The organism is Prosthecobacter sp., assembly GCF_034366625.1.
Classification (GTDB): Bacteria; Verrucomicrobiota; Verrucomicrobiia; order Verrucomicrobiales; family Verrucomicrobiaceae; genus Prosthecobacter.
In genome coordinates, this window is sequence record NZ_JAXMIH010000008.1 from 155,455 (window position 1) to 174,105 (window position 18,651).

The window sequence follows — 18,651 nt, forward strand, 5'->3', positions numbered from 1 at the left end:
AAGCTGGGGCAGGGAAATCAGGCCGCCGCTTTCTGGTCCACGGCCTCGGCGATCGTGTTCACACTGTGCAGGATGCGCTTCGCCTGCTCCTGGTCGGCCATTTTGAAACCGAAGTGCTTCTCGATCATCACCACGAGCTGAAGGGCATCCACGGAGTCCAACCCGACTCCCGCAGGGCCGAAGAGCGGGGTGTCATCGCCGATGTCATCTGCCGACATGTCGAGCATCAGCTCGCTGATCATGAGTTCCTTGAGGCGCTGGCGGGTGGGCATGCTGGGGATTACGTTTTGGGAGGCGACGGGGAGAGCTTAAAGCATGCCGCCGTCGATTTTGAGGCTTGTTCCAGTGATATAGCTCGCCTCTGCGCTGGCAAGAAAGAAAACCGCCGCCGCCACCTCGGCAGGTTTCGCAAAACGGCGCATCGGGAGCTGCATTTTGAGCGCTTTCAGGTGCTCCGGCGTCCAGTCGGCGGGCAGGCCCCCCTCAATGTAGCCTGGGCAGACCGCGTTCACCGTGATGCCCATGCGGGCGGATTCCTTCGCCAAACTTTGCGTCAGGCCGATCACACCTGCCTTCGCCGCCGCGTAGTTTGTCTGCCCGGCAGGTGAGGAGATGGCGCTGAGCGAGGCGATGTTGACGATGCGCCCCTGCCGCTGGCGCATCATCCCCGGCAGCACCGCCTGGCAGCCGTGAAAGACCGCGTTCAGGTTCGCATCCAGCACGCGCGACCATTGATCTTGCGACATGTTCGCCAGCAGCGCGTCTTCGTGGAAGCCGGCGTTGTTGATCAAAACGCCGAGCGGCGCTCCTTTGCCCTCGATTTCTGTCAGGGCAGCCTGCCACGCTTCCGGTGAGGTGATTTCGAGCGTGATCAGATCCGTACGTCCCGGAAATCGCCCGGCAAGCTCCTGCGCCTTCTCACGGCGCTCACGCACGCCCAAAAACACGCGGCAGTCCGCCTCCTTCGTGAGGAAATATTCAGCGATGGCGAGGCCCAGCGCCCCATTCGCGCCAGTGATCAGGATGTTGCGGCTCATGCTTCTTGCATTGGAGTTTCACGCTCAAGGTTTCAAGCGAAGAGATGCGCCCCAAACCTGCGGCGATCTAACCCCCGGCCGCGCTTCGCCGCCTGGAATCACGATTTGATCGTTCCAGAGCACGGCATTCGTGGTGACGAGCGAGAACGGCACTTGGGCCGATTTTGACCAGGAATGCGTTTTCAGGTCAAAAACCAACACATCACGCGGAAAGCCCGGATGCTTCGATTTCGGCTCGAAATTCACGTTCGCGCCATCATCACCGCCGATGATCAGAATTTTGTCATCGACCACCGGAGCTGGATTCGGCGCGGCCACGGCCACGCGGGGCATGTCGGGCAGTTTTTTCCAGCCTGCGTCCGGTTTGTAGGCCCACGCATCGTTCAGCCACTCGCGCTCCGGTTTGCCGTCAGGTCCGGGCTTCAGTGCCGCGCCGCTAAACAGATGCACCGCGCCGTTCGCAGCGGCCATGCAGCTCAAAATGCGCGGTTTGCCGGGGCAGGGGAGCAGTTCCTGCCATTGGGCGCCGAGTTTCTTCAAATGCAGCGACCAGAATGTGTTCAGCGCACTCGTTGCCGTGGGTGTTTCGATGCCACCGGCGATGTAGATCACATCATCCAGCACGCCGCCCGCCATGAACGCGCAAGGCTTCGGCAGGGGTGGTAGCGCCACGTTGTTGTCGAGCCAGAACACCTCGCGAAAATGCTCCGTCGCATTCCCACCGCCCGCGATGACGAGTCCTTCCGGCGTGGTGATGCTCACACCATAGCCATTCGGTTTCGGCAGCTTGCCGAGGATGCGCCATGAGCCGTCTGGTTTGTCGAGTGCGAAGACGGTGTCATACCAGAGCTTCGTTCCGCCTTCCCACGGCATTTTGTCGATGAAATGCGTGCCCCCGGCCACGATGAGCGATCCGCCGCTCACACCGGCGAAGGAACCCGCGAAGCCTCGTTCATCAGGCAGCGGCGGCAGTTGTGACCATTTCAAATCAGTGGCGGAGGCGGCAACGGTGAGAAACATGAAGAAAAGAAGCGTGCGGCGCATGACCGGCACTTAACGCGGTTTTGCTGATAGTTCCGGCACGTTCGGTGCTTATTTTGGCGTCCCCATGCTCACCCTCTCCGGCAAATCCCACGGCAAACTCTGCGACGGCGTCTCGCGTCGCGACTTCCTGCGCATCGGTGGTCTCGCCATGGGCGGCTTGTCGTTGCCGGAGTTGCTCAAGGCCGAGGCGGAGGCACGTACCGGACGCAGTTTCAAGTCCGTGATCATGATTTACATGTGCGGCGCTCCACCGCATCAGGACATGTATGATTTGAAGATGGACGCGCCGCTGGAGATTCGCGGCCCCTACAAACCCATCAAGACCGCCGTCCCCGGCATCCACATCTCCGAGCACGCGCCGCGTCTGGCGAAGATCATGGACAAGCTGGTGCCGATCCGCAGCATGTGGGGCTCGCCGAATGGCGCGCATGACAGCTTCATCTGCTACACCGGCAAAGCGCCGCCTCCGAACGGTGGCAATGCTCCCACCGGCCGCCTTTCCGATCCGCCTTCCTTCGGCTCAGTCATTTCCAAGCTCAATGGCCAGGCTGATCCCGCGATCCCTGCCTTCGTCGGCCTCGCGCCCAAGGCCGGTCATCCGCCCTACGGCTCGCCGGGGCATCCAGGTTACTGCGGCAACACGCACTCCGCCTTCCGTCCGAATGGTGCGGGTGTGGAGGATCTCCAGCTCAACGGCATCACGCTCGACCGCCTCGAGGACCGCCGCTCGCTGCTCATGGGTTTTGACCAATTCCGTCGCGAAATCGACGCCAGCGGACTCGTGAGCAGCATGGACGCCTTCAACCAGCAGGCGTTGAACGTTCTCACCAGTAGCAAGCTGCTCAACGCGCTCGATTTGAGCAAGGAGACCGTCAAAACGCGCGAACGTTACGGCAAAGGCGATCCGAAAAACTACGGCGACGGTGCGCCGATGAATCTGGAGCACTTCCTTCTCGCCCGCCGCCTCGTCGAAGCCGGTGCGCGTGTGGTGACGCTGAATTTCGGCCGCTGGGACTTCCACGACAACAATTACCCGCAGCTCCTTCGCCACCTGCCGCTCTTCGATCAAGGCATGAGTGCCCTCGTTGAGGATCTGCACGAGCGCGGACTCGACAAAGACGTGGCCGTCGTCGCCTGGGGCGAGTTTGGCCGCACGCCAATCGTGAACAAAGACGGCGGTCGTGATCACTGGCCGCGTGTCGGCGGCGCGTTGCTTGCCGGTGGCGGTTTGCGCACCGGCCAGGTCATCGGTGCCACCGACAAACTCGGCGGCGAACCCACCGAGCGCCCCGTGCATTTCGGCGAGGTTTTCGCCACGCTCTACAAGCACATGGGCATCGACACCGTGAAGACCACGCTCAACGACCTGACCGGTCGTCCGCAGTATCTCGTCGATGGCTGGCAGCCGATGCCGGAGCTGATTTGAGGCGGAGACGTGGCTTGCCCGCGACGTTTGCAGGGCTTATGAATGTTGCATGTATCCGATCAAAACGACCATCCCAGAAGGATTGGCGCTCAAAGAAGGCGATGAAGCCGATCTTCGAGTGGTCATTCAAGACGGCGTGATTGTGGTGACCAAGATTTTGCGGCAAAAGAGCGCGGAATCCTCTGCTGCCGACTACAAGGTCAAGCTGGGTGCGTGGAACCGAAAGTAACGTGCTCGGAAAGGCTGGGCGGAAGCCGGGCGTATTTCGATGCGCATGTCATTCCCGCATCCAGCCCATCCCGTCAGCCGCCGTGATATGATTCAGGCTGGCGCGGTCGGTTTGCTGGGCCTCGGGATGAATCATCTCACGGCTTTGCAGGCCATGACTGCGGCGACGCAGCCTGCGCGGGCCAAGTCAGTGATTTACATCTTCCTCAGCGGTGGCCTGGCGCAGCAGGACAGCTTCGACATGAAGCCGGACGCGCCCATGGAGTATCGCGGTGAGTTCAAACCCATCCGCACGCGCACGCCAGGCCTGCACATCTGCGAGCACATGCCGAATCTCGCACGGATTTCAAAAAAGTGGTCCCTCGTGCGCTCGCTCACGCATGGCAGCAGCGATCACTCGCTTGGGCATCACATCATGCTCACAGGCCGCACGGACGCGCCGCTGGGCTTCAGTCCTGCCAAGCCGCAAAAATCGGATCACCCGAGCATCGCCGCGCTCGCCACGGCACTGCTGCCGAAACGCCGAGACAACCTTCCGCCCGCCATCGTGCTGCCGGATAAACTCGTGCATCGCGAAGGACGCACGCTCGCAGGTCAGTTTGCAGGCACGCTCGGTGCGCAGCATGATCCGTGGTTCTTGGAAATGTCGCCGTATCATCCAAAGCACTATGGGGCCTATCCGCAGTATCTGTTTCATCATGAGCGTGGCTTTGAAACCGACGACAAGCTGCGCTTTCAAGCGCCGCATCTCTCCCTGCCACAGGGTTTGACACTCGACCGTGTGATGGATCGAGTTTCGCTGCGAGACTCGCTCGAAAAGCAGACGCAGAACCTCACCGAGCTGGCGGGCGATGAAGCCTTTGATTCCACACGCCAGGCCGCCATCGGCCTGCTGAGTAATCGCAAGGTGCATGACGCCTTCAGTCTGGAGAAAGTCGATCCCAAGCTGCTCGACCGTTATGGTCGCCACAGCTACGGCTGGTCGCTGCTCATGGCCAAAAATCTCGTGCAGAGCGGTGTGCGCATGGTGCAGGTGAATCTGGGCAACAACGAGACTTGGGACACGCATCAGGCCGCATGGGGCAACCTCAAGAACTACCTGCTGCCTCCGATGGACCAGGCCGTGAGCGCCTTGATCGAAGATCTCGACGCCAGCGGCCAGCTTGATGAAACACTCATCGTCATGGGCGGCGAATTTGGCCGCACGCCGAAAATCAAGAGCATCTCCGCCACCGCGCTGCCAGGGCGGGATCACTGGGGCCACGCGCAGAGCATCTTGCTCGCGGGGGGCGGCATCCAAGGAGGCCGCGTCATCGGCGAGACCGACAAAATCGGCGGCTATCCCATCAGCGACGCCCAGACGCCCGAAAACTTCGCCGCCACCATCTACGAAGCCCTCGGCCTGCCCCGCGAGACGATCTGGAAAGACTTCACCGGCCGGCCGCACACGCTCTACATGGGCTCGCCGATCAACGGGCTGACCTGATTCGCGGCAGCGTTTTGGAGTGCGGCGGCCCTCCGCCGCTTTCGAGCGCCTCATGGCCTGCGAAAAGCTCCAGAGGGCTGGAGCACTCCAAGCCGCTGCCGCGCTCATTCGACACGCCATTGGCTTTTCAACTCGCTCCATTCGTTCGACGGCTTGCGCGGCAGTCCACGCCATTCCGGCACCTGCATCACCACCTGCTCGATCAAATCAGCGCACTGCTCGGCAATCGTTACCAACGTGCGGCGCATGCCCGCTGCTTCGGCGATTTGGATCATTTTTGCATGATCCAGGCCACCGCTGACGCGTTTTGCCTCTTCACTGTCACGCTGCGCCACACGCAGCACATCTTCGGTGTGATGCTGCAGCCAGCGGCGGTTCTCGGTCAGCACGGCGGCCAGCAGCGGCTGCAACTCGGGCTTCCAGCCCTCATCGAACAGTTTGCCGAGATCTCCAAGCTTCTCGCCGATGCGCATGTAGTGCGGCTGGATCGCCTCCACGGGCGTCGCGGCCATGTCACGGAAAGTTTTGGGCCAATCGACACCCAGTTCACCGCCAATCGTGTGAAACGTGAACTGGTCCTGAACGATGCGGTTTCGCGGTGTGTAAACGCCGTCGAGCAAATGCATGCGAATGCCGGGCTGGACCGATTTGATGAGCGAATCGCCGACGATGTGAACCATCCAGCCCAAGGCATACGCGAGACCACGCTCGGAGGTCATGTCATCGCGAATCGCGAGCGCGCAGTAGTCCGCGAGATGATCCCACGGCACGCGCAGGCTTACGTCTGGCTTGGCCCAGCCGAAGACGAGATGCGCACGGCCATAGAACAGCTCGTGGATCTGCTTGGGTCGATACATTTGCCCGTCCTGCACGAGCACCCACGGCCTCACCACACCGCCAGTGAGCGGACTTTTCTCCAGAGGAACGGTGCCAAAGCCAACTTCACGGCCGGTATCGACACAGACGGCTTCTGGCATCACTTGGATGTCACAACCAAGATAGGCACCGCACAGGAAGCTCGGCAGATGCCGCTCGATGATCGGTGTGATCGGCAGCCCGCGACCCTTCGCCGCTTTCGCCGCGAGGATGCCATACATGGTGTGTCCGATCAGTCCGCTCATGACTCGGGAGCAAACGCGGGCCATGTCACCGGTCTGGCAAGAGACGTGACCCTGCCGCCGTAGGTTAGCGGCCATGCTCTCCATCTATTCCAAATCCAGCGGCGGTTTCTGCGATGGCGTGTCGCGTCGAAACTTCCTCAAGATCGGCGGACTCGCCATGGGCGGGATGTCGTTGAATGATGTGCTGCGTGCCGAAGCGGCGCAGAAGGCGGGCAAGTCGCACAAGGCGGTGATCATGGTCTTCCTGCCGGGCGGCCCGTCGCACCAGGACATGTTTGATTTGAAGCCGGACGCGCCGAGCGAGATTCGCGGCGAGTTCAAACCCATCTCCACCAACGTCCCTGGCATCCAAATTTGTGAGCACCTGCCGCGTCTCGCCAAGATGATGGACAAATGCACGCTCATCCGCTCGCTGGCCGACTGCGACAGTGGTCATGATGCCTTCCAGTGTCTCACCGGCCGCAGTGCGAAACGTCAGCCGCCCGGTGGCTGGCCGTCGATGGGTTCCATCGTCTCCAAGCTCGAAGGCAGCGTGAATCCCGCGATGCCCGCGTTTGTCGGCCTCGCGCCCAAGATGGGTCACATGCCTTGGGCACGCACCGGCGAGCCGGGTTACCTCGGCGTCGCGCACGCGCCTTTCCAGCCGAATCGCGGCGGCGGCACGGAGGACATGTCGCTCAATGGCATCACGCTCGACCGCCTTGGCGATCGCAAGACACTACTGAGCAGTTTCGACAATCTGCGCCGCGATCTCGACGCCACCGGCCTCATGGGCGGCGTGGATGTCTTCAATGAGCAGGCGCTCAATGTACTCACGAGTCCCAAGCTGCTCCACGCCCTCGATTTGAGCCGCGAAGACCCGCGCATCGTCGAGCGCTACGGGAAGGGCGAGAACCGCAACCGCGACGACGGCGGCCCGCGCCTCACCAGCCACTTCTTGATGGCGCGTCGCCTTGTGGAAGCCGGTGCACGCGTCGTGACGCTCGCTTTCAGCCGCTGGGACTATCATTCGAACAACTTCGGCCAGCTTCGCGAAGATCTGCCGCTGCTCGACGCCGGGCTTACCGCACTCATCACCGATCTGCACGAGCGCGGCCTCGACAAAGATGTCTCTGTCGTCGTTTGGGGCGAATTCGGCCGCACACCGAAGATCAACGACAAAGGCGGCCGCGATCACTGGCCGCGTGTCGCCTCCGCGCTGCTCGCTTGCGGCGGCATGCGCCACGGACAAGTCATTGGCGCAACCGACAAGCACGCCGGCGAACCCACCGACCGTCCCGTCGCCTTCGGCGAGGTCTTCGCCACGCTGTACAAGCAGATGGGCATCGACGTGACGAAAGCCACGCTTACCGATCTGACCGGCCGGCCGCAGTATCTCGTGGATGGCAATCTGCCGATGGCGGAGCTGGTTTGACCAGACTTGCGCATGTGCTACCGAGGCCTACATGCCACGCACCAAAGCATTTCTCGGCGTTTTGACGCTGTTCATCACGATCTCGGCCCTGTGGTTCCGTTTCGGCAAGGCCTTCCCCGAATGGCTGTCCATCGCGGCCTGCGCTTGGATGTTTCTGATCGGACCGGTGGCGTTGTTCATCACCGCGAGGCTTGCGCGTGAGGAGATCCATTTTGAAAATCCGCGTGGCATCATCGGCATGGTGGTGCGCGTGCTGGTGATCTCTCCTCTGGGTTGTTTTGGCATTCTCTGTATGGTCACCGGCCTGGCTGTGATCGCGCTGGCGGTCTGGTCAGCCGTGGTGAAAGCGGACTTCGCCATGCTCAAGAATGTGCCGGGACTGCTGGTCTTTGCGGGAATGACCGCTTTTGGAGTGTTCGTCCTGCGACAGGCGCTGATGGGCGAGGGACAGACGAGGCGTGAAATCGAGAAAGCCGAGCAGGCCCGTCAAGAAGCACTGCTGCATCCAGACTGGGCGTTTTACGCGGAGCATCTGCGCCGCCCGGTTCCTGACGCACTGCAAAAGCTCTACCAGGATGAGCAGAGGGTGCAGGCTATTGCTGATTTTCCGGAGAAGGATGCCGTCGCGGAGCTCCAATGCTTAGAACCTTTGCAACGCGACTACCTGGTGCCAGCCGGGAAGAGCGACCTGCCTTACGACATTGTGCCTTTTGCCACCGCCGATGATGAAAGCTGGGTCTTCCTGAAACCGGGTGAGAACGAGACAAATCAGGTGCTCATGGCGGACCCCGAGGAGCCAGAACGAATCGTGATCCTGGCAGATTCCGTGGAGGCCTTCCTTGCCGCGTTGTCTTGGGAGCGCACGGCTACATTCGACTCGTGACCGGGTTGAGCCGTCCAAACAAACTCAAACATTCCTCAGACTGAACACAGGACTGTTCTTCCGCCGACAAGATTCCCATTCTCAGCCCGTAGGTTCTCGCCGTCATGAACCTGCCACGCCTCACCCTCCTCGCCGCCCTCGCGTCTTCCTCGGCTTTTGCTGCCGATGCACCGCGTCCGCTGAATTTCGCGAACGACATCGTTCCCATCCTCACGAAGGGCAGTTGCAACTCGGGCGGCTGCCATGGCAAATCGGGCGGGCAGAATGGCTTCAAGCTCTCGCTGCTCGGCTTTGAGCCGCAGGAAGACTATGAGCACATCGTGAAGGAAGCGCGTGGCCGTCGTGTGTTTCCGGGATCGCCGGAGCAGAGCCTGCTTTTGACCAAAGGCACCGCTCAGTTGCCCCACGGCGGCGGCAAGAAGCTCGATCCGAACTCCGAGGACTACGCCGACATCACCCGCTGGATTCGCGAGGGCATGCCCTATGGCAAGGACACCGATCCGAAGATGGCCAGCATCAGCGTCGAACCCTCAAAGCTCACCATGCCGCTCAAAGGCGCGCAGCAGCTCAAAGTGACCGCCCATTACACCGACGGCAGCACGCGCGATGTCACCAAACGCGCCCTGTATGAGGCGAACGAAAAAGCGATGGCCGAGACGACCGAAACCGGCCGCGTGCAGCTCTTTGATCTGCCGGGCGATGTCGCCGTGATGGTGCGCTATCAGGGCAAAGTCTCAACCTTCCGCGCGACGGTGCCGCTCGGTGCTCCAGTCGATCAACTTCCCGCAGTCAGCAATTTCGTGGACGATCTCGTCTTCGCGAAGCTGAAGACCATCGGCATGCCGCCGTCCGACATCGCCGATGACGGCACTTTCGTCCGCCGCCTCACGCTCGATCTCACCGGCCGTCTGCCCACCGCCGCAGAGATGAAGGACTTCATGGCCTCCAAAGATGCCAACAAGCGTGCCGCGCTCACCGACCGCCTGCTCGACAGCCCGGAATACGCCGAATACTTCGCCAACAAGTGGAGCGCCCTGCTGCGCAACCAGCGCACGCAGCCCACCTTTGCGCGTGGCAGTTACCTCTTCTACTCGTGGATTCGCGATAGCATCGCGGACAACAAACCCTACGACCAGTTCGTGCGCGAAGTCGTCGCCGCCGCAGGCGATCTCGAACAGAACCCGCCCGTTGCTTGGTATCGTCAGGTGAAGGAGCAGAAGCAGCAGATGGAGGACGTGGCGCAGCTCTTCCTCGGCACGCGCATGCAGTGTGCCCAGTGCCACCATCATCCCTTCGAGAAATGGAGCCAGCAGGACTACTACGGCTTCGCCGCCTTCTTCAGCAACGTGTCACGCAAGCCCTCCACCTTCATCGGCGAGGAGACCATCTTCCACAAACGCGGCATCGCGCAGACGCAGAACATCCGCACGAAGGAAAATGTCATGCCCACCAGCCTCGGCGGCAGCGCTTTGAAGCTGAAACCCGAGCAAGATCCGCGTCACGCCCTCGCCGAGTGGATGAGCGCGAAGGACAATCCCTTCTTCGCCCACACGCTGGTGAACCGTTACTGGAAGCACTTCTTCAATCGCGGCCTCGTCGAGCCCGAGGACGACATGCGTGAAACGAATCCGCCTGTGAATCCTGAGCTGCTCAGCGCCCTCGCCGCCGACTTCGTGAAAAGCGGCTACGACATGAAAAAACTCATTCGCACCATCGTCACGAGCACGACGTATCAGCTCAGCGCCGTGCCGAACACGCACAACGCCAAGGACCGTCAAAATTTCAGCCGCTACTATCCGAAGCGTCTCAATGCCGAGGTCCTCTACGACGCTGTCAACACGCTGCTTGATGTCGAAAGCAATTTCGCCGGTCAGGCTCCTGGAACCCGCGCCGTCGCGCTGCCTGACAACAGCTACAACCAAAGCACCTACTTCCTCAGCGTCTTCGGTCGCCCCGATTCATCCAGCGCCTGCGAATGCGAGCGCACACAAGAGGCCAGCCTCGCGCAGAGCCTCCACCTGCTGAATGCCGCGGACATCCAAACCCAGCTCTCTCGTGGCAATGGCCGCGCCGACATGCTGACGAAGGACGCCCGCCCCGACGACGACAAGATCACCGATCTCTACCACATCGCCCTCAGCCGCGAACCCAACGCTGACGAAGTGAAATTCGCCCATGCGCATCTCGACAAGAAAACCACCGGCAAAACCGGCGACGAAGCCTTTAAAGGCAAAAAAGAGGCTTATGAGGACATCTTGTGGGCGCTGCTGAACACGAAGGAGTTCCTCTTCAATCATTGATCGAGAGCGCTTCTTCATGCGGAGCGCGGATGCCCTCATCCGCCTTCCAAAATCCAACTCAGGACCTGCCAAATGCCCATGAACACTCGTTCCATGTCTCGCTGCCATTCTGCATTTCATATCGTTCCGTTCATCCTCGTCGCTTGCGCTGCTTCAGCGTTCTCCCAGGCCACATTCCCCACGCCCGCGCTCATCGGCATCGCTCCACTCGGCTCCAAAGCCGGAACGACCGTCGAACTCACGCTTCGCGGCACGGATCTCGATGCGCCCATCGCCGTTCTGCTCAATGAGCGCTCGATTCCCGTCAAAAGCCCCAAGCCAAACGTCATCAGCCTCGCGCTGCCTGCCGATCTGAAGCCCGCGCTCTACGATCTTCGTTTCGTCGGTCGCTACGGCGTCTCCAATCCGCGCGTGTTTGAAATCAGCACGCTCGACACCATCGAATCACCCGGCACGAACACCAAGGCCGACAAGGCGCACAAGGTCGCTCTAAACTCGGTTATCCAAGGCGTCTTCAAGTCCGCCGCGCCGCATTGGTTCACCTTCGACGCGAAAAACGGCCAGACGATCACCGCCACCTTCAGCGGTCGCCGCTTCGACACGCGCACGGAGCTTCTCGCCGCCGTCAGCGCTCCCACCGGCCGTGAACTCGCCCGCATGCGCGATGGCGTGCTCACTTTCACCGCCAAGGCCGATTCAACCTACCGCCTCCGCTTGAACGAACTCATGTTCCGTCCCGGCGATGACTACAGCTATCGCGTCACGCTCAGCACCACGCCGCCTCCGGCTCGTCTCGCCAGCAAAGCAGGCCCCGTGCGTCCCGTTCAGATTGGCCAGACCATTCAAGACGCCTTCCTGCCGCTCGGTGCTGCTCACAGCTTCGATCTCGCCTTCAAAACCGGCGAGAAGTTCATCATCGAGGTCCATTCGCATCAGCTCGGCCATCCCACCGATCCGCAACTCGTCATCGAAAACCTCAAGGCCGACGGCACACTCACCGCGCAAGCCGAGGTGGCCGACGCGCCCGCCATCACACCCGCGCCGAGTCTCACCGTGCTCAACCGCGATCCCTCCTACGCTTACGAGGCCAAGGCCGACGGCACCTTCCGCCTCACAGTGAACGACGCCTTCGGCACCACGCATCCGTTTGAGCTGCGCATCCTCAAGGAAGCACCGAAACCTCCGGCGCTCATCGCCATCAATCCCGTGCTGCCCGGAGCCAAAACCAAGACCGCCGAGTCCGGCAGCTCCAACGTCCCGCGCAACGGCATCGCCGCGCTCGAAGTCGTCGCGCCGAATCGCAACGCCTTGAGTGAACCCATCGAATTGAAGGCCGAAAACCTTCCCGCAGGCGTCACCTGCCTCGGCGGCTTCATCGGCAAAGGCCAGTCACTCGGCTACATCGCGTTTCAAGCTGCCGCCGATGCTCCAGCAGGTGCCAGTGTGCTCAGCGGCATCACCAAGAGCCAGTTCGTCAGCTACAACGTGACTGACATGACCAAGGAAAGCCCGCTCTACCGCATCACCGGCGCTCCCGCCCTCGGTGTGAGCGCGCAAACCGCCCCCGCGTTCGTCCAGACCGAGAAAACCGACATCCTCGAAGTCGCTGCCGACGCCAAACTCGAGATCCCTCTCAAAGTCACCCGCCACGCCGAGTTCACCGATGCGCTCAAGTTCAAAGCCCTCGGCCTCATCGCAGACGCCACCAAAGCCCCCGAGGCCGACATCGCCGCCAAAGCCGTCGCAGGCAAATTCACGCTCGATGTGAAAGCCCTCAAGCTCGCCCCCGGCGACTACGGCTTCATCCTCCAAGGCCCCGCGAAGATGAAAGTCCGTCGTAACGTCGAAGAGCTCACCACTGCTGAGTCCGATGCCAAAAAAGCTATCGAAGCCCAAGCAGTTGCCAAAAAGCAGCTCGACGTTGCCAACGCCGACGCCACACCGAAAAAGGCCGAGCTTGTTAAAACTGCTACGACTGCTCTCAAAGCTGCCGATGCCGCCAAAGCTGCCGCAGACAAGCTCGTCAAAGACCTCACGGCCAAGGCTGCTCCCAAAGAAGCCATCTTCGCCGTCTATTCCAACCCCATTCGCATTCGCGTGAAGGAAGTGGCAAAGAAGTGATTCGGATTCTCGTGGCGGAACTCATGTGAGTTCCGCCTGAAGCAAATGCGCAGGAAGCTTCTTCATCGGATGCTCCTTGAGGAGATGGTCAGCATCATGCGGCCGGCTAAGGCTCGTATCCGGTTTCCTCACGGAGAAAACGGAGAGCTCCATCTGTATTCATCTCCAGATAAGCACGGGCGAGAATTCGTTGCCCTTTTGAGGCCGCCAATGCAGCGCAGGCTGTTTGTGTAACCGTGACATCCCAACTCGATGCTGGCGTGGAAGAGATCAACTGGGACACAATGCTCCACGCCTCCGTGTATTCCGCTTTGAGGTAGCTGGGCATACGTGGGTTGCCCTTCTCGTGGCGTTCGACTTCGATCACGGTGATCAAAGCAAAGAAGTCGTATGTCTTCGGCGGATTCACCCGCGCTATTCGAACTAGCTGAGGAACGCATGCGTATGAGCAAACCCCCAGATCACCCTGGTGATGTAGTTCCTCCCAGAACTCTTTGTACACCTTGCTTTGTGCCGCAGCAGATTTGGCAACTTGGAGCCGTTTCAGTGCAGGCACCGGGTTGTAGGGAATGTGGTAGCCACCTTCAAGGGTATCCCAACGTGGATCATCGAGTTTCAGCATGCAGAAAGTTCGTTGTGTGGTCTTTCTACTTCATCGGATGCTCCTTGAGGAGCTGGTCCGTTGTGTAAAGCATCATGCGGCCCGGATTCGCATCGCGGATAGCCTTGATGTGCGCGGGAGTCACGGGGTCGGCTTTGTTGCCGAAGTGGTTGCGGACGAAGGTGAGGACGTTGGCGATTTCGTCATCTTTGAGCATGCCGGCGAAGGGTGTCATCGGCACTTGGCCGTTGTATTCTTTGCCGCCGACTTTGATGGGGCCCATGAGGCCGTACATGACGATCTTGATGAGGCGGTCGCGGTCGTCGGTGACCCAGGGGCTGCTCACGATGCTCGGGAAGGCAGGATCGATGCCAGCACCGTTCGGTTGATGGCAGGTGACGCAGTGGCCTTCGCGGAAATAGACTTCTTGTCCTGCGGTGAACTGTTTTTTCGCCTCGGCGCTCAGATGAGCGGGCGCGGGGACGACGGGATGCTCGGGCTTCACGATTTCGGCGATGCCGGCGAGGCGGTCAGCGGCCGTTTTGGCGGCGTTCGTGTTCCAATCGTCGAGCGGGAGCTTCGAGGCGATGGCGACGATGTTTTTCGCGGCGGGGATGTTTGGCAGCCATGAGGCGGCGACGATGGCTTCGAGGCGCACGCGACCGTGTTCGTCCTGCGCGGCCTTTTCCAGCAAGGCGACGTGATCGGCGATGCGGTGCGTGTTGTAGCGCAGCACACGCACGGCGGCGGCGCGGGCGTGGAAGTCGCTGGAGGCGAGCATTTCACGCAGCAGGCCTTCGTCGGTCTGATTGAGGCCCCAGGTGGTCCAGAGGGCTTCGAGTTTGGCGTGCGTGTCTTTTTGTTCAGCGGCCCAGGCTTTGACGGCGGGCAGGACTTCGCTGGCTGGATGAGCGCGCAGCTCACGACGCGTACGGTAGCGCTGGCGCAACTCAGGAGCTTTGAGGTTTTCCAAAAGAGCCGCCACAGGTGCTCCGGCGACGGGCGCGGCTTTCACGAGCGGACGGCTCGGGTAGGTGATGCGGTAGATGCGGCCATGCACATGATCGCGCAGAGGATCACGGGCGTTGTGCTGCATGTGGCCGATGAGCACGTTGTGCCAGTCGATGACGTAGAGGCTGCCATCGGGCGCGAATTCGAGATCGACGGGGCGGAAGTTGCCGTCGGTGCTCTTGAGCAGATCGTGGCGATGCGCGGTCTTCCAGCCGGTGCCTTCGTCTTCGATTTTCACCTGCTTGATGCCGAGGAAGCCGATGGCGTTGGCATAAATGATGTCGCCTTGCACCTCGTCGGGGAAATGGCGGCTGCTCACGATTTCGAGGCCGCTCGTCGGACGCACGTTGTGGTCTTTCGGCACGAGATCGGCGGTGGAGGGCGTCTTGCTGCCGAAGGTGGGCTTCACGGAGACGGGCAGGCCCCAGTTCATGCTGGTGCCGGAGGTGTGGAGGAAGAAATCCTGACCCCACTGGTCAAACACGAAGCCCCATGGATTCGGGATGCTCATCTGGATGGTGCGCTCCAGGTGGCCGCGTTGCGGGCTGTAGCGGTAGAAGCCGCCATCCACGCAGCGCACGGGGCCGTAGGGCGTCTCGACATTGGTGTGAAGGAAGACGCCCTCGCACAACATAAAGGCACCACTCGGATCAGCGGTGTAGGCGCTGATGGCGTGATGCGTGTCATGCGTGTCGAAGCCGCCGAGGACGATCTCCGTGCTGTCGGCCTTGTCGTCGCCGTTCGTATCGCGGATGAGCACGAGATTCGGCTCCTGCGAGACATAGACTCCCTCCGGCGCGAACTCGAAGCCGATGGGCAGATGCAGCTTGTCAGCAAAGACGGTTTCCTTGTCCGCTTTGCCGTCGCCATTCGTGTCTTCATAAATGAGCAGCATGTCATTCGGCAATGCATCGCCGGGGCGATAGTGCGGATACGTTGGCATCGTGGCGACCCACAGGCGGCCCTTGTTGTCAAAGCTCATCTGCATCGGGTTCGCGAGGTTTGGGAATTCCTTCTCGCTGGCAAACATCTCCACTTTGTAGCCTTCCGGCACGCTGAGAGACTTCAGCGCCTCCTCACCATACAGATACTTCTCGCTGCCGTTCTTCACGCTCGGCTGGTAATTCGTCGGCACGGCGGGAAGCGGGTGCGTCTTGCTGTCATCGACCTTCAATTCGGTCGTTTTGCCGCTGGCGACCGCGCGGACGAGATCATCGCGCAGCGCGGCCATCTCGCGGGTCTTCTTCACTTCATCCGGGTAATTCTGCGGGCCATATGGATTGTAGCGCTGGCCGTGGGTGTGGACGCCGTTGAGGATGTTGTAGTCGTTGTTCCAGAACCAGTCCTTCGCCTTCACTGCCTCGTGGACAAGCTTCGGATCAGCCTTCGATTCATAGCTGGCGTGGCCATAGATGCCGGTGGCGAGCATTTTGGCGACTTCAGCGTAACCAGCGTCCGTCGGCACAAAACCGCCCGTGGTGAAGGCGTCGCCGCCCTTGGCATAAAACGCCTTCGTCGGCGAAAAGAGGTCGATGTATGTGAGGTTGTGCTTCTTCGCGACCTTCTCGATGGAGGCCGCGTAGAGCAGCAGGTTCGCGTTTTCGTTGTCACCCTTCGGCAGATCGCGTTTCGCGCTCTGATCTTCATACGCGATGGGGCTGACGAGCACGACACGCGGCGCGGTCTTGCCGTTGTAGGCTTTGCTGAGCGTGTGCGTGACCCAGGCGTCGAGTTCAGCCTCAAAGTTACCCACCTTGCTCGCGCCGTCGAAAGACTCGTTGTAGCCGAAGAAGCCGACAATCGTGTCCGCCTTCAGATGTGTGAGCCACTGGTCGGGCGTGGGGTAGAAGCCCTTGCCGTTGTGGATCTGCTTGTCGGGATGAAATTTCTCCGCGCCAGGGAAGGCCCACTGCGAAACGCGTGCCGGATGCGGCCTGAAGCCCGGCGTGTCGCCCACATGGCCCATGTTGCGGAAGAACAGGTCTTGGCTCGGATAACGAAGCTGCAGCTCCGTCTCGATGCGGCTGTACCAGGTGTCACGCTCGGCCAGGCCATTGCCCACTAGCACGATGCGCTCGCCCTTGCTCGGCGGCGCGACGTTTTGCGCGCGAGCGGTCGTCGCGGCAGGAGGTTCGGCGTTCGGCGCATGCGGTGGCTGCTCGCTGGCAGCAGCGGCTGGTTTTTTGTCTCCGGGCAAGCCGGTGGACGGACTCTTGCCCGTGGCAAAGTCGCCGGGCTTGAGATTGATCTGCTTGTAGTAATCGCTCTTGAGCGCCGAGTAGTTCGTCGGCTTGAAGGGATCGACAAAGGCCACATCCGCCTTGGCGGGCACTTCCAAGCCCAGGAGTTGATGCGCGGCGTTCACGATGAGGCGACGCAGGTCTTCATCCACGAAGTCCACGGACGCACCCAAGGTGGTGCAGAAGGATTTGCCCGTCGTTTTGCCATCTGGCGCGATGTACTCGAACAACCAGGCCAGCGCCTGCATGGGATCGTTCTTCGGTCCTTTGACGGGGTAGGAGCGGTCATGCAGGCTCTCGGTCACCGCGCCACGCAGCAGGACGGTCGCTTTGCTCAGGTCCAGATTTTTCACCGCATAGACATCCGTGGTGCCAAAAATCTCCTCCACACCGCGCAGCACCGGATGCTTCATGTTCGCGGTCTCAAAGACACTGCGCGTGCCTTCCTTTTTGTGCGCGCCGTGATGCGCCACCCACTTCTCACCGAGGATTTTCAACCCGAACTCGCTCCACTTGAAGTCGCCCGTCTTCGCGCCGCCGCTGAAGGCATGCGTGGCCGTGCGGAAGCCGATCACCGACTTCCCGGCATTGAGAAACTTCGCAAAGTTCGCCAGATGCTCGTCCGGGAGCTGACGGAAGCGCGTGCCGATGATCAGCAGGTCGGCGTCCGCAAGCACCTCCGTGCCGCGGATGTTCTTCTGGTTGTTCGGGTCGATGTAGCCCGCCTTTTCGTCCGTGGAAAAGAGCACGATGCAGTTGAAGCCATGCTTCTTCGCCAAAATCTTCGCCAGCATCGGCATTGACTCCTCCGTGCGGTATTCCTCATCGCCCGCGACCAGCACGATTTTTTTACCACCACCCGCGCCACCCGGATTCGCGGCGATTTCGAGATAATCCTGCGCGGACGCGACTGGGCCGAGGAGTGCGAGTGAAAATAGGAGATGCTTCATGGTTGGGAAAAAACGGGAAGGGACCGATATACCGCACCAGAAGCCGGAACCGGACAAGAAAAATGCGAGACGCGTCTTTTTCAGTAATAGGGCCATTCCTGGCCCGATTCGGGGTAGCGGGGCAGGAATGCCCCGAATACTAACCTCAAGCCACCAGCTTTCGCAGCCTCTTCGTGACTTCATCCCGGCTCAAAGCACCCGCAGCGACAGCGAGCGTGAGGCTTTCCCAAGCATCCGCGTCCAGTTCCTCGTTTTTGAGGAGACCATTTTCGCTCAAGAACACCAGGCAGGTGGCCAGCGCGACTCGCTTATTGCCATCCACGAAAGCGTGGTTGCTGCAAAGGTAGAAGAGATATGCGGCAGCGATCTCGATGGGATCAGAGAGCATCGGCACGCCCATCATGGTCGCCTGTGGAGCCGCTACGGCGGATTCGAGCAGTTCCCGCGAACGAAGCCCCGGACTGCCACCATGCGCGGCGAGTACCTCGGCATGAACCGCGAGCACTGCATCAATGGTCGGATGCAGCAATGGTGCGCTCATGAGAGACGGCGGAAGAGTTCGCTGTTCTTCTTGATGAGTCGTTTGGCCGTTTCAGCGGCTTTCGAAGCCTCAATGACCGTCGGAGCCATCGGCGCGATGGTGATCGTCCCACCGGCATGCACTTCCACATTCACCTCGTCACCAACCTTGAGCCGGGCGAGTTGAAGGAGCGCGGAATCAAAGATGATGCCTTGGGAATTGCCGATTTTGGAGATGGTCTTGAGCATGGGTTAAACTATGTATTACAT

Annotated in this window: 16 protein-coding genes; 7 read left to right on the plus strand and 9 right to left on the minus strand. The window is 60.8% G+C overall.

Going from position 1 to position 18,651, the window contains the following annotated elements; all coding sequences use genetic code 11:
* Window positions 1–17 precede the first annotated feature (17 nt).
* Genes U1A53_RS09165 through U1A53_RS09175 form a run of 3 tightly spaced genes read right to left on the minus strand, consistent with a single transcriptional unit; the run spans window position 18 to window position 2,081 of the window.
* Window positions 18–272 carry a phosphopantetheine-binding protein gene (locus U1A53_RS09165; RefSeq protein WP_322280358.1) on the minus strand — a complete coding sequence of 85 codons (255 nt, stop codon included), beginning with the start codon at window positions 270–272 and terminating at the stop codon, window positions 18–20.
* 36 nt (window positions 273–308) lie between these two features.
* Window positions 309–1,037, minus strand: coding sequence for an SDR family NAD(P)-dependent oxidoreductase (locus tag U1A53_RS09170; protein WP_322280359.1), 729 nt, complete (start codon window positions 1,035–1,037; stop codon window positions 309–311).
* A gap of 24 nt (window positions 1,038–1,061) precedes the next feature.
* Window positions 1,062–2,081, minus strand: a complete 1,020-nt coding sequence (locus U1A53_RS09175; protein ID WP_322280360.1) for a hypothetical protein — start codon at window positions 2,079–2,081, stop codon at window positions 1,062–1,064.
* A 64-nt stretch (window positions 2,082–2,145) separates the two neighbouring features.
* Between U1A53_RS09175 and U1A53_RS09180 the strand changes: the two genes are divergently transcribed.
* The 3 genes from U1A53_RS09180 to U1A53_RS09190 are packed head-to-tail and all read left to right on the plus strand — an operon-like array spanning window position 2,146 to window position 5,221.
* Window positions 2,146–3,507 carry a DUF1501 domain-containing protein gene (locus U1A53_RS09180; RefSeq protein WP_322280361.1) on the plus strand — a complete coding sequence of 454 codons (1,362 nt, stop codon included), beginning with the start codon at window positions 2,146–2,148 and terminating at the stop codon, window positions 3,505–3,507.
* A 49-nt stretch (window positions 3,508–3,556) separates the two neighbouring features.
* Window positions 3,557–3,736 carry a hypothetical protein gene (locus U1A53_RS09185; RefSeq protein ID WP_322280362.1) on the plus strand — a complete coding sequence of 60 codons (180 nt, stop codon included), beginning with the start codon at window positions 3,557–3,559 and terminating at the stop codon, window positions 3,734–3,736.
* A gap of 45 nt (window positions 3,737–3,781) precedes the next feature.
* Window positions 3,782–5,221: a DUF1501 domain-containing protein gene (locus U1A53_RS09190; protein WP_322280363.1), complete on the plus strand. Its 1,440-nt coding sequence runs from the start codon at window positions 3,782–3,784 to the stop codon at window positions 5,219–5,221.
* Window positions 5,222–5,325: 104 nt separating this feature from the next.
* Here U1A53_RS09190 and U1A53_RS09195 read toward each other — a convergent pair whose 3' ends face one another.
* Entirely contained in the window at window positions 5,326–6,342 is a 1,017-nt protein-coding gene (locus tag U1A53_RS09195; protein ID WP_322280364.1) for a hypothetical protein, read from the minus strand.
* Between the two features lie 73 nt (window positions 6,343–6,415).
* Here U1A53_RS09195 and U1A53_RS09200 point away from each other — a divergent pair, with 73 nt between their 5' ends.
* The gene (locus U1A53_RS09200; RefSeq protein ID WP_322280365.1) at window positions 6,416–7,756 is read left to right on the plus strand and encodes a DUF1501 domain-containing protein; all 1,341 of its coding nucleotides are present in this window, start codon (window positions 6,416–6,418) and stop codon (window positions 7,754–7,756) included.
* A gap of 27 nt (window positions 7,757–7,783) precedes the next feature.
* On the opposite strand, the gene U1A53_RS09205 is transcribed toward U1A53_RS09200, so the two are convergent.
* Window positions 7,784–7,936, minus strand: a complete 153-nt coding sequence (locus U1A53_RS09205) for a hypothetical protein (protein ID WP_322280366.1) — start codon at window positions 7,934–7,936, stop codon at window positions 7,784–7,786.
* On the opposite strand from U1A53_RS09205, the gene U1A53_RS09210 reads away from it, so the two are divergent.
* The 3 genes from U1A53_RS09210 to U1A53_RS09220 all read left to right on the plus strand — a co-directional run bounded on the left by U1A53_RS09210 (window position 7,929) and on the right by U1A53_RS09220 (window position 13,060).
* Window positions 7,929–8,639: a hypothetical protein gene (locus tag U1A53_RS09210; RefSeq protein WP_322280367.1), complete on the plus strand. Its 711-nt coding sequence runs from the start codon at window positions 7,929–7,931 to the stop codon at window positions 8,637–8,639. The two genes, U1A53_RS09205 and U1A53_RS09210, sit on opposite strands and share 8 nt — an antisense overlap.
* 104 nt (window positions 8,640–8,743) lie before the next feature.
* Entirely contained in the window at window positions 8,744–10,939 is a 2,196-nt protein-coding gene (locus U1A53_RS09215; protein ID WP_322280368.1) for a DUF1549 domain-containing protein, read from the plus strand.
* 93 nt (window positions 10,940–11,032) lie between these two features.
* Window positions 11,033–13,060: a hypothetical protein gene (locus U1A53_RS09220; RefSeq protein WP_322280369.1), complete on the plus strand. Its 2,028-nt coding sequence runs from the start codon at window positions 11,033–11,035 to the stop codon at window positions 13,058–13,060.
* A gap of 106 nt (window positions 13,061–13,166) precedes the next feature.
* Here U1A53_RS09220 and U1A53_RS09225 read toward each other — a convergent pair whose 3' ends face one another.
* The 4 genes from U1A53_RS09225 to U1A53_RS09240 form a co-directional block, all read right to left on the minus strand.
* The gene (locus U1A53_RS09225) at window positions 13,167–13,682 is read right to left on the minus strand and encodes a hypothetical protein (RefSeq protein WP_322280370.1); all 516 of its coding nucleotides are present in this window, start codon (window positions 13,680–13,682) and stop codon (window positions 13,167–13,169) included.
* 25 nt (window positions 13,683–13,707) lie between these two features.
* Entirely contained in the window at window positions 13,708–17,862 is a 4,155-nt protein-coding gene (locus U1A53_RS09230) for a PVC-type heme-binding CxxCH protein (RefSeq protein WP_322280371.1), read from the minus strand.
* 145 nt (window positions 17,863–18,007) lie between these two features.
* A complete protein-coding gene (locus tag U1A53_RS09235; protein WP_322280372.1) occupies window positions 18,008–18,403 on the minus strand; it encodes a Fic family protein in 396 nt (131 codons plus the stop codon).
* On the minus strand, window positions 18,400–18,630 hold the full coding sequence (locus tag U1A53_RS09240; protein ID WP_322280373.1) for a hypothetical protein: 231 nt from the start codon (window positions 18,628–18,630) through the stop codon (window positions 18,400–18,402). Before U1A53_RS09240 ends, U1A53_RS09235 begins: the two co-directional genes overlap by 4 nt.
* Between the last annotated feature and the right edge of the window lie 21 nt (window positions 18,631–18,651).

Coding starts and splice junctions, on each gene's coding strand:
- U1A53_RS09220 (WP_322280369.1), top strand. CDS start 11,033: ATGTCTCGCTGCCATTCTGCATTTCATATCGTTCCGTTCATCCTCGTC.
- U1A53_RS09200 (WP_322280365.1), top strand. CDS start 6,416: ATGCTCTCCATCTATTCCAAATCCAGCGGCGGTTTCTGCGATGGCGTG.
- U1A53_RS09165 (WP_322280358.1), bottom strand. CDS start 272: ATGCCCACCCGCCAGCGCCTCAAGGAACTCATGATCAGCGAGCTGATG.
- U1A53_RS09190 (WP_322280363.1), top strand. CDS start 3,782: ATGTCATTCCCGCATCCAGCCCATCCCGTCAGCCGCCGTGATATGATT.
- U1A53_RS09180 (WP_322280361.1), top strand. CDS start 2,146: ATGCTCACCCTCTCCGGCAAATCCCACGGCAAACTCTGCGACGGCGTC.
- U1A53_RS09235 (WP_322280372.1), bottom strand. CDS start 18,403: ATGAGCGCACCATTGCTGCATCCGACCATTGATGCAGTGCTCGCGGTT.
- U1A53_RS09195 (WP_322280364.1), bottom strand. CDS start 6,342: ATGAGCGGACTGATCGGACACACCATGTATGGCATCCTCGCGGCGAAA.
- U1A53_RS09215 (WP_322280368.1), top strand. CDS start 8,744: ATGAACCTGCCACGCCTCACCCTCCTCGCCGCCCTCGCGTCTTCCTCG.
- U1A53_RS09170 (WP_322280359.1), bottom strand. CDS start 1,037: ATGAGCCGCAACATCCTGATCACTGGCGCGAATGGGGCGCTGGGCCTC.
- U1A53_RS09175 (WP_322280360.1), bottom strand. CDS start 2,081: ATGCGCCGCACGCTTCTTTTCTTCATGTTTCTCACCGTTGCCGCCTCC.
- U1A53_RS09240 (WP_322280373.1), bottom strand. CDS start 18,630: ATGCTCAAGACCATCTCCAAAATCGGCAATTCCCAAGGCATCATCTTT.
- U1A53_RS09185 (WP_322280362.1), top strand. CDS start 3,557: ATGTATCCGATCAAAACGACCATCCCAGAAGGATTGGCGCTCAAAGAA.
- U1A53_RS09205 (WP_322280366.1), bottom strand. CDS start 7,936: ATGAACAACGCCACCGGTCCGATCAGAAACATCCAAGCGCAGGCCGCG.
- U1A53_RS09230 (WP_322280371.1), bottom strand. CDS start 17,862: ATGAAGCATCTCCTATTTTCACTCGCACTCCTCGGCCCAGTCGCGTCC.
- U1A53_RS09225 (WP_322280370.1), bottom strand. CDS start 13,682: ATGCTGAAACTCGATGATCCACGTTGGGATACCCTTGAAGGTGGCTAC.